The organism is Bradyrhizobium zhengyangense, assembly GCF_022012435.1.
In the GTDB taxonomy this organism is placed as follows: domain Bacteria; phylum Pseudomonadota; class Alphaproteobacteria; order Rhizobiales; family Xanthobacteraceae; genus Bradyrhizobium; species Bradyrhizobium zhengyangense.
Genome location: NZ_JAKLUA010000008.1, coordinates 193796 through 207792, shown reverse-complemented (window position 1 = coordinate 207792; position 13997 = coordinate 193796). Strand labels below are relative to the sequence as shown.

At 64.5% G+C, this 13997-nt stretch carries 12 protein-coding genes; 10 read left to right on the top strand and 2 right to left on the bottom strand.

The window, feature by feature from the left end; all coding sequences use genetic code 11:
* Positions 1 to 18: 18 nt before the first annotated feature.
* From L6637_RS24745 to L6637_RS24705, 9 genes are all read left to right on the top strand, one after another.
* Positions 19 to 996, top strand: coding sequence for an aminoglycoside phosphotransferase family protein (locus L6637_RS24745; RefSeq protein ID WP_237872257.1), 978 nt, complete (start codon positions 19 to 21; stop codon positions 994 to 996).
* A gap of 351 nt (positions 997 to 1347) precedes the next feature.
* Positions 1348 to 2970, top strand: a complete 1623-nt coding sequence (locus L6637_RS24740) for an ABC transporter substrate-binding protein (RefSeq protein WP_237872255.1) — start codon at positions 1348 to 1350, stop codon at positions 2968 to 2970.
* A gap of 6 nt (positions 2971 to 2976) precedes the next feature.
* Positions 2977 to 3990, top strand: a complete 1014-nt coding sequence (locus tag L6637_RS24735; RefSeq protein WP_237860183.1) for an ABC transporter permease — start codon at positions 2977 to 2979, stop codon at positions 3988 to 3990.
* A 3-nt stretch (positions 3991 to 3993) separates the two neighbouring features.
* Positions 3994 to 4893: an ABC transporter permease gene (locus tag L6637_RS24730; RefSeq protein ID WP_237872253.1), complete on the top strand. Its 900-nt coding sequence runs from the start codon at positions 3994 to 3996 to the stop codon at positions 4891 to 4893.
* An 88-nt stretch (positions 4894 to 4981) separates the two neighbouring features.
* The gene (locus tag L6637_RS24725) at positions 4982 to 6706 is read left to right on the top strand and encodes a dipeptide ABC transporter ATP-binding protein (RefSeq protein ID WP_237872250.1); all 1725 of its coding nucleotides are present in this window, start codon (positions 4982 to 4984) and stop codon (positions 6704 to 6706) included.
* A gap of 24 nt (positions 6707 to 6730) precedes the next feature.
* Complete coding sequence (locus L6637_RS24720; RefSeq protein ID WP_128930863.1) at positions 6731 to 6910, top strand: DUF4089 domain-containing protein; 180 nt, start codon at positions 6731 to 6733, stop codon at positions 6908 to 6910.
* Positions 6911 to 6917: 7 nt separating this feature from the next.
* Positions 6918 to 8312, top strand: a complete 1395-nt coding sequence (locus L6637_RS24715; protein ID WP_237872248.1) for an AtzE family amidohydrolase — start codon at positions 6918 to 6920, stop codon at positions 8310 to 8312.
* Positions 8313 to 8324: 12 nt separating this feature from the next.
* Positions 8325 to 8717: an oxalurate catabolism protein HpxZ gene (gene hpxZ, locus L6637_RS24710; protein WP_057747099.1), complete on the top strand. Its 393-nt coding sequence runs from the start codon at positions 8325 to 8327 to the stop codon at positions 8715 to 8717.
* Between the two features lie 4 nt (positions 8718 to 8721).
* Positions 8722 to 9444, top strand: a complete 723-nt coding sequence (locus L6637_RS24705) for a GntR family transcriptional regulator (protein ID WP_237860178.1) — start codon at positions 8722 to 8724, stop codon at positions 9442 to 9444.
* A gap of 8 nt (positions 9445 to 9452) precedes the next feature.
* Here the strand turns inward: L6637_RS24705 and atzF are convergent, their stop codons facing one another.
* Entirely contained in the window at positions 9453 to 11273 is a 1821-nt protein-coding gene (atzF, locus tag L6637_RS24700; protein ID WP_237872246.1) for an allophanate hydrolase, read from the bottom strand.
* A 193-nt stretch (positions 11274 to 11466) separates the two neighbouring features.
* Positions 11467 to 11961, bottom strand: a complete 495-nt coding sequence (locus L6637_RS24695) for a MarR family winged helix-turn-helix transcriptional regulator (protein ID WP_237860175.1) — start codon at positions 11959 to 11961, stop codon at positions 11467 to 11469.
* Positions 11962 to 12111: 150 nt separating this feature from the next.
* Here L6637_RS24695 and L6637_RS24690 point away from each other — a divergent pair, with 150 nt between their 5' ends.
* The gene (locus L6637_RS24690; RefSeq protein WP_237860173.1) at positions 12112 to 13962 is read left to right on the top strand and encodes a feruloyl-CoA synthase; all 1851 of its coding nucleotides are present in this window, start codon (positions 12112 to 12114) and stop codon (positions 13960 to 13962) included.
* Positions 13963 to 13997 lie beyond the last annotated feature (35 nt).

Below are 13997 nucleotides of genomic sequence, written 5' to 3'. Positions count from 1 at the left end.
GCCGAGCCGGGGACTCTGATGGAAGAGACATTGTCGCCGGATGCGGCCGGCGCTTGGGGGCCGTCGGCTTCGACGAACCTTGCGGCCTATCGTGCCTTGCGTGCCGACCGGTCACGATGGCTGCCGATCGCGCTCGATATCGCTCGCAGCCACGGCATCGATGCCGGCGCGCCGCATGTGTTCTCGACCGGCACCAATCTTGTGGTTGGCCTCGGCGATCGCCTGATCCTGAAAATCTTCCCGCCGCTGCTGCAGGCGCAATTCGTCTCCGAACGCGGCTCGCTGATGCAGCTCGCGGGCCGGCTTCATTTGCCGATCCCCGAGATCGTCGCTGAGGGGGAGCGCGACGGCTGGCCCTATCTGATCATCACGCGGCTATCTGGCACGCTCGGATCGGAGGTCTGGCCATCCTTGCCGGAAGCGCAGAAAGAGCGCGTGCTGCGCCAGATCGGCGAGACCATCGCCGCCGTCCAGCGCGCGCCGCTCGGCCCGCTCGCAGGGCTCGAGCCGCGCTGGGATGTTTTCATGCGCGCGCAGATGCAGCGCTGCCGTATGAGGCACACGCGTCTTGGCCTCGCGCCGAAATTTCTTGCTGGCCTCGACGATCTCCTGCGCGACGCGGCGACGCTGATCCCGATGGACGCGCCGCCGGTGATCTTGATCGGCGAATACATTCCGGAAAATTTTCTGCTCGCCAGCCGCGACGATCAATGGTCGCTCGCCGGCCTGTTCGATTTCGGCGACGTGCGCGCGGGATGGCGCGACTACGATCTGCTCGGCCCCAGCGCCTTCATGTCGGCGGGCCGGCCGGGCAGGGTGTGCAGCCTGCTCGAAGGCTTTGGCTACGCGAAGCCTGATTTCGCGCTGAAGCGCCGTCTGATGGCATTGATGCTGCTGCACCACGCCAGCGACCTCAACAGCCACATCTGCATCGAGGGCTGGCAGGACAAGGTGAGCGATCTGGTCGAATTGCAGGAGCTGATCTGGGCGGAGTGATTATTTGGCTCCGTCCCTCTCCGTCATTCCGGGGCGCCGCGAAGCGGCGAGCCCGGAATCCATTCTTCGGCATGTTCTGCGGCCCGATGGATTCCGGGCTCGATGCTGCGCATCGCCCCGATTGACAGGCGTTGCCTATTGGGCGTGCCGGCCTCAAACTTGGCCTATTAAATAAGCAAATGTTTCTCTTTGCATGCAATGCTTGGAGCTTGAGCTTCGATCCCTCGTCCGCGTATTCGATAATACACAAGTAATATCAAATATTTATTCTTGATTTGGCTTCCCCATAACCTTGGCATGAACCTTGCGAATCCGGTTCCAACCAGAAACTTCTGAGTTGGAGCACCCGCCATGAAGCGCCGCGATTTCCTCAAATCCGTCTCCGGATTGGCCGCTGGCGCGGCGCTTCCGGCCGCGCCCCAAATCATCTCCTCGGCCTATGCCGATGCCCGCTCCGAGACGCTGCTGATCGTCTCGGAAGGCGGTCCCAACAATCTCGACATCCATGGCGTCGGCACCAACGTGCCCGGCTATGAGGTGTCGTGGAATTGCTACGACCGCCTGATCAGCCACGAGATGAAGAGCGGTTCCGGCGGCGTGCCCTATTACGACCGCGACAAGTTCAAGGGCGAGCTCGCCGAGGAGTTCAAGATCGACGACATGTCGGTCACCTTCAAGCTGCGCAAGAACGCCAAATTCCACGATGGCGCGCCTGTCACGGCGAAGGACGTGAAGTGGTCGCTCGATCGAGCCGTCAGCGTCGGCGGCTTCCCGACCTTCCAGATGAGCGCGGGCTCGCTCACCAAGCCGGAGCAGTTCGTCGTCATCGACGACTACACCGTGCGTGTCGACTTCCTGAAGAAGGACAGGCTGACCGTTCCCGATCTCGCCGTCATCGTGCCCTGCATCGTCAACTCCGAACTGGTGAAGAAGAATGCCAGCGAGAAAGACCCCTGGGGCCTCGAGTTCACGAAGCAGCAGACCGCGGGCTCCGGCGCCTACAAGGTGACGAAGTGGACCGCCGGCACCGAAGTGATCATGGAGCGCAATGACGATTGGGTCTGCGGTCCGTTGCCGAAGATCAAGCGCGTGATCTGGCGCATGGTGCCGCAGGCCGGCAACCGCCGTGCGCTGCTGGAGCGCGGTGACGCCGACATCTCCTACGAGCTTCCGAACAAGGATTTTCAGGAGATGAAGGCCAACGGCAAGCTCAACGTCGTCTCGCTGCCGTTCTCCAACGGCATCCAGTATATCGGCATGAACGTCACCAAGCCGCCCTTCGACAATCCGAAGGTGCGCCAGGCCGTCGCCTACGCGCTGCCCTATCAGAAGATCATGGACGCCGTGATGTTCGGGCTCGCGAACCCGATGTTCGGCGCGCCGAAGGACAAGCCGACCGAAGTCGCCTGGCCGCAGCCGCACAAATACAACACCGACATCGAGAAGGCGAAGGCCCTGATGGCGGAAGCGGGCGTCGCCGGCGGCTTCGAGACCACGATCTCGTTCGACCTGAATTTCGCCGGCGTCAACGAGCCGCTCTGCGTGCTGGTGCAGGAGAGCCTCGCGCAGATCGGCATCAAGACCACCATCAACAAGGTGCCGGGTGCCAACTGGCGCACCGAGTTGAACAAGAAGGAGATGCCGCTCTTCACCAACGTGTTCTCGGGCTGGCTCGATTACCCCGAGTACTTCTTCTACTGGTGCTATCACGGCAACAATTCCGTCTTCAACACCATGAGCTACAAGTCGGCGGAGATGGACAAGCTGATCGACGGCGCGCGCACCGCAGCCGCGGCCGGTGACACCGCAACCTACGAGGCCGACGTGAAGGGTTTCGTCGATCTCGCCTTCACCGACATCCCGCGCATCCCGCTGTATCAGCCTTTCGTCAACGTCGCGATGCAGAAGAACATCTCGGGCTATCAGTACTGGTTCCACCGCAGGCTCGATTACCGCGCGATGGCGAAGGGGTGAGCCGTCATGCTCACCATGATCGGCAAGCGCCTGATGTTCGCGATTCCCTCGCTGATCGGCGTCGTCATCGTCACCTTCCTGCTGACGCGCGCGCTGCCCGGTGATCCCGCCGCGTATTTCGCCGGTCCCGCCGCGACCAAGGAGGCGGTCGAGCAGATTCGGAAAAAACTCGGCCTCGACAAGCCGCTGATCGAGCAGTTCTTCCGCTACACCAACGATCTCGCCCATGGCGATTTCGGCAATTCGCTCACCACGGGACAGCCGGTCGCGACCGAGATCCGCAATCGCCTGCCGGCCTCCGCCGAGCTCACACTGCTCGGCCTCATCGTCTCCATCGTCATCGCCATTCCGCTCGGTGTGCTGGCGGCAACGCGGCCGGGCTCGTGGATCGACCATCTCTGTCGCATCACGACGACAGCGGGCGTGTCGCTACCCGTGTTCTTCACCGGCCTGATGCTGGTCTATCTCTTCTACTTCCAGCTCGGCTGGTCGCCCGCGCCGCTCGGCCGGCTCGACGTCTTCTACAGCGCGCCGCCGACGGTGACCGGGTTCTATCTGATCGACACGCTGATCGCGCGTGACTTCGAAGCGTTCCGCTCGGCGTTGAGCCAGCTCATCCTGCCGGCGACGACGCTTGCGATCTTCTCCCTGGCGCCGATCGCGCGCATGACCCGCGCCTCGATGCTGGCGGTGCTCGCCTCTGAGTTCGTCCGCACCGCGCGCGCCAGCGGACTGTCGCCGACGACCGTCATCGTCACCTACGCTTTCCGGAATGCGATGCTGCCCGTGATCACCACGCTCAGCATGGTGTTCTCGTTCCTGCTGGGCGCCAACGTGCTGGTCGAAAAAGTCTTCGCCTGGCCCGGCATCGGCTCCTACGCCGTGGAAGCGTTGATCTCCTCGGACTTCGCACCGGTGCAGGGTTTCGTCCTCACCATGGCGGTGATGTACGTGCTGCTCAATCTCGTGATCGACATCCTCTACGGCGTGATCGATCCGCGCGTGCGGTTGGAGGGCTGAACCATGAGCTCTGTTGCGCCTGCTGTTGAGCCTGTTGGTCCCGCACGCACCTCGGGGCTGTCTGCGATCCTCGAACAGACACGCTATGTGCTGAGCGAGAACAAGGTCACGGGCTTCGCTTTCGCTCTGCTGATCCTGATCCTGATCGCGGCGATCTTCGGTCCTTATGTCGTGCCCCACGATCCGCTCGCCTCCGACACTGCCGCGGCGCTGAAGCCGCCGTCGGCCGCGCACTGGTTCGGCACCGATCAGCTCGGTCGCGACATCTTCAGCCGCGTCGTGGTAGCGACGCGGCTCGATACGTTCATCGCGGTCGCTTCCGTCGTGCTGGTGTTCCTGATGGGCGGCCTCGCCGGCATCGCGGCCGGTTATTTCGGCGGCTGGACCGACCGCATCGTCGGCCGCATCGCCGACACCATCATGGCCTTTCCGCTGTTCGTGCTGGCGATGGGCATCGTCGCCGCCCTCGGCAACACCGTCCAGAACATCATCCTGGCCACGGCCATCGTGAACTTCCCGCTCTATGCTCGTGTCGCGCGCGCCGAAGCCAATGTCCGCCGCAACGCCGGCTTCGTGCAGGCCGCGCGGCTATCAGGCAACGGCGAATTCCGCATCCTGCTAATGCATATCCTGCCGAACATCATGCCGATCATGATCGTGCAGATGTCGCTGACCATGGGCTACGCCATCCTGAATGCCGCGGGTCTTTCCTTCATCGGGCTTGGCGTTCGCCCGCCGACGGCCGAATGGGGCATCATGGTCGCCGAAGGGGCGGGCTTCATGGTCTCGGGCGAGTGGTGGATCGCGCTATTCCCCGGCCTCGCGCTGATGATCGCCGTGTTCTGCTTCAACCTGCTCGGCGACGGCCTCCGCGACATCGTCGACCCGCAGCGGAGGACGTGATGGTCTGGAAGAAATTCTCCAATGATTCCGGTGCCACTTCTACTGTGCATGGGGTTGTTTTCGACCTCTTGAGCGACGGGAGGCATTCGTGACCGCCCGGCCGCTGCTCGAGGTCCAGGATCTCACGGTCGAATTCACCACCCGCCGCGGCATCATCAAGGCCGTGCAGCACGTCAACATCTCCGTCGCCAAGGGCGAGACGCTCGCCATCGTCGGCGAGTCCGGCTCCGGCAAGTCCGTGACCTCCTATGCGGTGATGCGCATCCTCGACCGGGCGGGGCGGATCGCCGAGGGCTCGGTGATGTTCTCCGGCATCGACGTCAAGGCCGCGAGCGAAGACCAGATGCGCGACCTGCGCGGCCGCGAAGTCTCGATGATCTTCCAGAACCCGCGCGCCGCGCTGAACCCGATCCGCAAGGTGGGTGACCAGATCGAGGACGTGCTGCGCACCCATGTTCAGCAGGCCCAGGTTGCCGATCATGGCGAGAAGGCGATCGAGGCGCTGGAGCAGGTCAAGATTGTCCGCCCGCGCGAGCGCTATCATGCCTATCCGTTCGAGCTCTCAGGCGGCATGTGCCAGCGCGTCGTCATCGCGCTTGCGCTCGCCTGCAATCCGCAGCTGCTGATCGCGGACGAACCGACCACCGGCCTCGACGTCACCACGCAAAAGGCGGTGATGGATCTCATCGTCGAGCTGACCAAGCGCCGCGCGATGTCGACCATCCTGATCACCCACGACCTCGGTCTCGCCGCCGCCTATTGCGACCGTGTCGTGGTGATGGAAAAGGGCCGCGTGGTCGAGACCGCCAAGGCCGCCGATATCTTCGCGAACCCCCAGCACCCCTACACCAGGAAGCTGATGCGCGCGACGCCGCGGCTCGGCGTAAGCTTGCGCGATCTGCTGCCGGAGGAGGAGGGCGCCTTAGCCGCGGCGCCCGCGGAGGCCGCTCCGGCGCCGACTGCAAGTGCGGAGAAGCAGCCCCTTCTGCTCATCGAAAAGCTGGTCAAGGAATATCCCCGCCAGGGCGCCACGGCCACGCTTGGCAAATTGTTCGGCCGCAAGCCGCCCGTCGAGCCGGACGTGTTCCGCGCCGTCGACGGCATCAGCTTCTCGATCGGCCATGGCGAGAGCGTGGGCCTGGTCGGCGAATCCGGCTGCGGCAAATCGACCACGTCGATGATGGTGATGCGCCTGCTCGACCAGACCTCCGGCCTGATCCAGTTCGACGGCGAGGACATCGGCGGCATTCAGCCTGCCGCCTTTGCCCGGCTGCCGCAACGAAGCCGCATCCAGATGGTGTTCCAGGATCCGACCGACAGCCTCAACCCGCGCTTCACCGCGGTGCGCGCCATCGCCGATCCGATCATGCAGCTCGGCGATATTAGGGGACGCGACGCGCTCCGCACCCGCTGCGAGGAACTGGCCACCATGGTCGGCCTGCCGCATAATCTGCTGGATCGTTTCCCGCACCAGCTTTCCGGCGGCCAGAAGGCCCGCGTCGGCATCGCCCGCGCCATCGCGCTGCATCCCAAGCTGGTGATCCTGGACGAGCCGACCGCGGCGCTCGACGTCTCGGTGCAGGCGGTCGTCCTGAACCTGCTTCAGGACCTCAAGGCGCGGCTAGGTATGAGCTATCTGTTCGTGTCGCATGATTTGAATGTAGTGCGCTTGTTGTGCGATCGTGTCATTGTGATGCGGACGGGGCGGATCGTCGAGGAAGGAGCTTCCGAGAAGGTCTTGAGCGACCCGCAGGACGACTACACCAAGGAGCTGCTGACGGCGATCCCGCACCCGCCGTTGCAGGTCCACTAAGAGTGCACTGAGCTTGAGAGAGTGATGGCCGAGCCGCTGGACGACTATATCGACGCCGTATCGAAAGCGCTGGCGCTGCCGGTCGAGGAGGCCTGGCGGCCTGCGGTGCGCGCCAATCTCGAGGTGTCGCTGCGGCTTGGCCGCCTGGTCGACGAATTCGCGCTGCCGGACGAGACCGAGCCGGCGCCAATCTTCACCGCCTGATGCTGCCATGACCTCCAAGCCAGAAATGACGGCCTCGGAAATCGCGGGCGCGGTTACGAGCCGGAAGATGTCGGCCCTCGACGCCACCGAAGCGGCGCTTGCGCGCATCAAGCAGCGCGACACCATCCTCAACGCCTTCACCGACGTCACCGCCGATCGCGCCCGCGCCAAGGCACGCGCCATCGATGCCGATATCGCCGCTGGCAAGGCCGTCGGCCCGCTCGCCGGCGTGCCTTTTGCTGTGAAGAACCTTTTTGACGTTGCCGGGCTTCCGACCCGTGCCGGCTCGAAGATCAATCGTGACCTCGCACCCGCAAAGCGTGACGCCACCCTGATCGAGCGCATGGAGGCCGCCGGCGCCGTCCTCGTCGGCGCGCTCAACATGGGCGAATACGCCTATGACTTCACCGGCGAGAACATCCACGACGGTCCCTCGCGCAACCCGCATGACACCACGCGGATGAGCGGCGGCTCCTCCGGTGGTTCCGGTAGCGCCGTTGGCGGCGCGCTGGTGCCCATTGCTTTGGGCTCCGACACCAACGGCTCGATCCGCGTGCCGTCGTCCTTCTGCGGCATCTTTGGCCTGAAGCCGACCTATGGCCGGCTGTCGCGAGCGCGCTCGTTCCCGTTCGTCGCGAGCCTCGATCATCTCGGCCCGTTCGCACGCTCGGTCACCGATCTCGCGCTCGCCTATGACGCGATGCAGGGCTCGGATGCTGACGATGGCGCTTGCACGACGCGCGGGCTGGAGCCGACCCTGCCGCTGATCGCCAATCCGGTGTCGGATCTGCGCATCGCGATCGCCGGCGGTCACTTCCAGAAGAACGTCTTTCCGGAAGCCGTCGAAGCCGTCAGCCGCGTTGCCAAGGCGCTGGGCGCGACCGACGTCGTGGACGTGCCCGAAGCCTCGCGCGCTCGCGCGGCAGCTTACGTCATCACCACCACCGAAGGTGCCTCGCTGCATCTCGATCGCTTGCGCAAGCGCCCGAACGATTTCGATCCGGCCGTGCGTGACCGGCTGATCGCCGGCGCGATGGTGCCGGCGGCGCTGGTCGACCGCGCGCAAAAATTCCGCCGCTGGTATCGCGCGCAGTTCGCCGAGATCTTCAAGTCGGTCGATGTGCTGCTCGCACCGGCGACGCCCTGCACGGCGCCAAAGCTCGGCCAGATCAATTTCAATCTCGACGGCGTCGAGCTGCCGGTGCGAGCCAATATCGGCATCCACACCCAGCCGATCTCCTTCATCGGCTTGCCGGTGGTTGCCGTGCCGGTGCCGCTCGAGCCGCTGCCGATCGGCGTGCAGATCATCTGCGCACCTTGGCGCGAGGACATCGCGCTGCGCGTCGCGTACGCATTGGAAAAGATGGGCGTGGCCGCCGCGCCAGCCCCAAGGGGACTTTAAGAGGTTTTTGAGATGGAGATCGATCTCCCCGACGTGATCGCGGAAGTCAAAGCCGCATTCGAGCGCTATGAGCAGGCCCTCGTCAGCAACGACGTCGCCGTGCTCGGCGAGCTGTTCCGCAACGATCCCCGTACACTGCGCTACGGCATCGGCGAGAACCTCTACGGCTACGAGGCGATCGCAGGCTTCCGCGCCGGCCGCTCGCCGGTCGGTCTCAACCGCCGCAGGGCGAAGACCGTCATCTCCAGCTATGGTCGCGACACGGCGGTTGCTTCCACCTTGTTCTATCGCGACACGGCTCCCGGCAAGGTCGGCCGCCAGATGCAGACCTGGATTCGCTTCCCGGAGGGCTGGCGCGTCGTCGCTGCCCATGTCAGCATCATCGACGAGTCGAAAGAGACCTGACCGTATGACGCTTGACGATTTTCCGCCCGGGACACTGCCGGCCGAACCGATGGTGCCGCGCGTCGACCGTGCCTCGCCGTCGGTGCAGAAGGTCACGCGCGCGGAGGAGCTGCGTCTCCAACTCGCCGACGAGATCGTGCGGGGAACTCTGGCCCCTGGCGCGCCACTGGACGAGACTGACATCGCGCGGCGCTTCAGCGTCTCGCGGACGCCGGTGCGCGAAGCGCTGCGTCAATTGGTCACGAGCGGCCTGGTCGAGGCGCGGCCCCATCGTGGTGCCGTGGTCGCGCAGCCGTCGATCGAGCGGCTCAAGAGCATGTTCGAGGCGATGGCGGAGCTTGAGGCATTGTGTGCCGGCCTCGCGGCCGAGCGCATGTCGGCCGCCGAGCGTCACGGTTTGGAGGCCATTCACGAAGAGCTGCGCGTTCTCAGCTACGCCGGCAATCCCGATCGCTTCCACGAGGTCAATGAGCGCTTCCACAACGCGATCTATGCGGGATCGCAGAACGGCTACATCGCCGAGATCACGCTGGCGACGCGCGTGCGCGTGCAGCCGTTCCGTCGCGCCCAGTTTCGCAATCTCGGCCGTCTCGCCAAGTCACAAGCCGAGCACGACCGCGTCGTCGTCGCCATCATGCGCGGTGACAAGCAGGGCGCCGCCGCCGCGATGCGCGCCCATATCGAACTGGTGCGCGGGGAGTATGAGATTTACGCGGTGTCGGTGTAGGGCGCCGCCTACGTCTTGGCGGCTTCCGCCATGAACTTTCGCCAGCCGCCATACGCCGTGATATCGCGCGCCTCGCCCAGCACCTCCGGCTCGACGAGAAACCCTTTCACGCTACGACCATCCGTTAGCCTGATCGTCCCGATCGCCATCGGCGCCGGAATCGCATTCACGAACTTGCCGAACGCAGACGACGACAACGTCCAGATTTCGAGCTCAATCGACGCGCCCTTGCCCGCCTCGACGCGCAACATGCCGGGCTTCGGCGGTGCGGTCGGAAGCGCATAGAGCTTGTAGTCCGGTGCGGTCTTGGTCACCTCGATCAGCTTCGCATTCAGCGCCTTCAATTCCCCGTTCAGCGCCATGCCGGAGAGGTGTGCGCCGACGACGGCAATCGGAATCTCGTCGCTACTGTTCGTGGGAAGGGCCGCAAGCGGTGCCTGCGCCACGCCCTTCGCGCCAACGGTCAGTTTCGTATCTGCATGGAAGACGCGGCCGATGCTCGCGAGCATCCCATCGCGTCCTGCCGGCGCCAGCAGCGTGATGCCGAACGGAATGCCGTCCGCGCGCATCGATGCCGGCACAGCGAGGCCGCAGAGATCGAGCAGGTTGACGAAATTGGTGTAGGTGCCGAGCCGGCTGTTGAGTTCGATCGGATTGGCCAGCACCTGCGCGGTCGTATAGGCGGTCGGCGCCGTCGGCAGCACCAGGGCATCGATGTTGGCAAACGTGCGCTCCGCGATCTTGCGCAGTCCCTGGAGGCGATAAAGCGCGGAGAAGGTCTCGGCTGCCGTCAGCCGCGCGCCGGCCGCGGTGATCTCGCGCGTCACCGGATGAATCGAATCGGGCGCGGATGCCAGCAGATTCTTGATCACGAGATAGCGCTCTGCGACCCACGGGCCCTCATAGAGCAACCGGGCGGTCTCGTAGAACGGCTCGAGGTCGAATTCAACCAGCGTTGCCCCAAGTGCGGTCCAGCGCTTCAGCGCATCGGCGTAAGCGGCTTCCGATTTCTTGTCGCCAAAGAAGATCAGTTGCCCGTTGCGCGGCACGCCGAGACGCAGCTTGGTCGGGAAGGCGGTGATTGGCTCAAATGGCCGGTCGCGCGAAAACGGATCGGCCTGGTCGGGGCCGGCCATCACCGAAAGCGCGAGCGCGGCATCATCCACCGTCAGTGCGAACACCGAGATGCAGTCGAGCGTGCGGCAGGCTGGTACCAGGCCCGCGGTCGAGATCATGCCGAGGCTCGGCTTCAGCCCGACAATGTTGTTGAGCATCGCTGGCACGCGGCCGCTGCCGGCCGTGTCGGTGCCGAGCGACAGCGGCACGAGCCCTGCGCCGACGGCCGTCGCCGAGCCCGAGCTCGAGCCGCCGGGGATTAGATCCTCGCGGATCGAATTCTTCGGGATGCCATAGGGCGAACGCACGCCGACGAGGCCGGTGGCGAACTGATCGAGATTGGTCTTGCCGATGATGATGGCACCGGCCGCACGCAGCCGCTCCACCGCGGTCGAGTCGTGCGTCGGCGTGTAGGAGAAAGCCGGGCAGGCTGCCGTGGTCGGAAAGCCCAAGGCGTCGATGTTGTCCTTCACCGCGACGGGAATGCCATAGAGCGGCAAGCTGGCGGCATCGGCGCGCGCCGCAAGCTTTTCGGTTTCGGCAAGCGCGTCCTTTTCGTCGCGCAGGCTGATGAAGATGGCGGGATCGTTGTGCTCGCGGATGCGCTGATAGGTCCGGGCCACCGTCTGCGCCGGCGTGAGCGTGCCTGCGCGATGTGCGGCCACAATCGCGGCGATCGTTTCAGGCTGCTCAGCCCCCAGTTCAGCCCCCATGGCGTCAAAACTCCGGCAACATGTCTTCACCCGGAATGAAGCAAGCGATGTGCCATTGTGTACAGAATCCGGGCAGGCCCGACGCTTCGGATAATATCGCGAGATCAGTAGGTTGTGGGATGTTTTGCCGATCGGTGGGGTCGCGGCCCCAAAGCCCCGGAACGGGCATCTGCCCAAATCGTGGGCAGTCGTGTCAGGTGAAGCCGGCAAGGATCTGAAGCAGCCGCTCCCGGTTAGCCTTGCCGATCTTCTCCTCGATATGCCGTTCGTGCTCGGCGGCGAGGCGCTTGAATCCTGCCAGCGCTGTCTCGCCCTGCGCGGTCAGGTGCAGCGCGTGCGATCGCCGGTCCGATTTCGATTTGACCCGCTTCAGCAGCTTCCGCTCTTCAAGGCTATCGAGCAGATGCACCAGCCGGGCGCGCTCGATGCCGAGGCGTTTTGCCACCGCCATCTGCGAGAGCCCCGGATTGGCGCCGATCACAGTCAGCACCGAATATTGCGTCGGCCGGATATCGACCTCTCGAAGCGTCTTGATGAAGTCCTGAAAGATCCAGATCTGGAAGCGCCGCACCGCGTAGCCGGCGTGGCCGATCAGCCCATCGAGGCCGATCTCGTCCGCGTCGATCCGCCGCGCCGCGCCGTTGCCGGTGCGTTTGCGAGGGGACGTCTGGGCTGCGCTGGCTGTCACGTGGGATCTCCTGCCGCGCGACCATAGCGGCTGGAGGCCACGAGCGGAAGATTGTTGTTGACGACAACAATCGTCTTGCCCAACATTATGATCAAAAGCGGCCCGAAACGAGGCTGCGACCGATCCCCTGACACGGGTGAGGAGGAAACCATGACGGCGGCCATTCGCGGTGACGCTTCGAGCCTGTTCGCAACGCCCAAGACCGTCGCCGAGCATCGCGCCGACGGCAGCATCGTGCTGCGCTCGCCAGAGCCCCTGTGCGATTGTGCGCGCTGTATCGGCGACTGGCTGGAGCATTTTGCGCGGGAGACGCCAGACAAAATCTTCCTCGCGGAGCGAGACAGCGCCGATACGCCGTGGGCCACCATGACCTACGCGGGCGCCTTGCGGCGGGTACGCGCGGCAGCGTCGTGGATTCTGGAGCAGGGGCTCAGCGCGCGGCGTCCCGTCGTCATTCTGTCCGACAACAGCATCGATCACGCGCTGCTCGCGCTTGCCGCCCAGCATGTCGGCGTGCCCTCGGCCGCGATCTCGCCGGCCTATTCGCTGATGTCGAGGGATTTCGACAAGCTGAAAAGCATGATCGCGCTGCTTGAGCCCGGCGCGATCTATGTTTCCGCCACAAAGCCGTTTGCCGCGGCGCTCGCAGCGATCAAGCCGCTGCACACAGCGCAGATCATCAGTGGCGTCACTGACGACGCCGATGCGCTTGCCTTCCGTGCCATCGCGGCAACGTCCGAGTCTCCCGACGTTGCAAAGGCCTTTGCCGCCGTGACGCCTGATACGATCGCAAAATTCCTGTTCACCTCGGGCTCAACAGGCACGCCGAAGGCCGTCATCAACACCCAGCGCATGCTGACCTCGAGCCAGCAGGCGAAGGCACAAACCTGGACCTTTCTCGAACAAGGCGATGATCTTGTCATCCTCGACTGGCTGCCCTGGAGCCACACGTTCGGCGCCAACCACAATTTCAATCTCGTGCTGCGCAATGGCGGCTCGCTCTATATCGACGGTGGCAAGCCCGCGCCCGGCCTCTTTTCAACATCGCTGGCCAATTTGAAAAGCGTGATGCCGACGGTCTATTTCAACGTGCCGCGCGGCTTCGATATGCTGATCGCGGCGCTGCGTGGCGACGAGGAACTGCGCCGGCGTTTCTTTGGCGAGGTGAAGTTCGCCTTCTATGCCGGTGCGGCCTTGCCGCAGAATCTCTGGGACGCGCTCGAGCAACTCTCCGTCGAGACCGGTGGCCGCGCACTACCGATGGTCTCGGCGTGGGGCTCGACGGAAACGTCGCCGCTGGCGACCGACTGTCATTTCCTCGCGGAGCGTTCCGGCAATATCGGCGTGCCGATTCCCGGCACCGAATTGAAGCTCGTGACCTCCGGCGACAAGCTGGAGGTGCGGGTGCGTGGCCCCAACGTCACGCCTGGCTATTGGAAAGCGCCGGAGCTGACGAAGCAAGCGTTTGACGAAGAGGGATTTTATCTCATCGGCGACGCCGTGAAGCTCGCGGATGCGAAACGGCCCGAACGTGGCTTGTTCTTTGATGGCCGTGTCGCTGAGGATTTCAAGCTCAACTCGGGCACCTGGGTCAGCGTCGGCACGTTGCGCGTCGCTGGTATCGCCGCCCTGGCGCCGCTTGCGCAGGACATCGTGGTCAGCGGCCATGGCGGCGACGAAGTACGGTTCCTGGTGTTCCCCAATATCGTTGCCTGTCGCGCTCAGGCCGGTTTGCCGGAGGCGGCGGGCGTGGGTGATGTGCTGGCGCACGAGAAGGTCAGGACGGCCATCGCGCAAGGCCTGGCAAAGCTGAAGCAGCAGGGCGCCCATTCCTCCGGTCACGCCACCCGTGCGCTGCTGCTCGCCGAGCCGCCGTCGGTCGATGGCGGCGAAATCACCGACAAGGGCTACATAAATCAACGTGCCGTGCTTACGCGGCGCGCCGACGCTTTGGCGCGGTTGAACGACGATGCGTCGGCCGAGTGGATCGGTTGCGGCTAGACTAACGGAGCCGAATACCGATTGGCCGCGTGCTG

Bases quoted from the DNA above. Each gene is read 5' to 3' on its own strand.
- L6637_RS24745 (WP_237872257.1), top strand. From the start codon at position 19: ATGGAAGAGACATTGTCGCCGGATGCGGCCGGCGCTTGGGGGCCGTCG.
- L6637_RS24740 (WP_237872255.1), top strand. From the start codon at position 1,348: ATGAAGCGCCGCGATTTCCTCAAATCCGTCTCCGGATTGGCCGCTGGC.
- L6637_RS24735 (WP_237860183.1), top strand. From the start codon at position 2,977: ATGCTCACCATGATCGGCAAGCGCCTGATGTTCGCGATTCCCTCGCTG.
- L6637_RS24730 (WP_237872253.1), top strand. From the start codon at position 3,994: ATGAGCTCTGTTGCGCCTGCTGTTGAGCCTGTTGGTCCCGCACGCACC.
- L6637_RS24720 (WP_128930863.1), top strand. From the start codon at position 6,731: ATGGCCGAGCCGCTGGACGACTATATCGACGCCGTATCGAAAGCGCTG.
- L6637_RS24715 (WP_237872248.1), top strand. From the start codon at position 6,918: ATGACCTCCAAGCCAGAAATGACGGCCTCGGAAATCGCGGGCGCGGTT.
- hpxZ (WP_057747099.1), top strand. From the start codon at position 8,325: ATGGAGATCGATCTCCCCGACGTGATCGCGGAAGTCAAAGCCGCATTC.
- L6637_RS24705 (WP_237860178.1), top strand. From the start codon at position 8,722: ATGACGCTTGACGATTTTCCGCCCGGGACACTGCCGGCCGAACCGATG.
- atzF (WP_237872246.1), bottom strand. From the start codon at position 11,273: ATGGGGGCTGAACTGGGGGCTGAGCAGCCTGAAACGATCGCCGCGATT.
- L6637_RS24690 (WP_237860173.1), top strand. From the start codon at position 12,112: ATGACGGCGGCCATTCGCGGTGACGCTTCGAGCCTGTTCGCAACGCCC.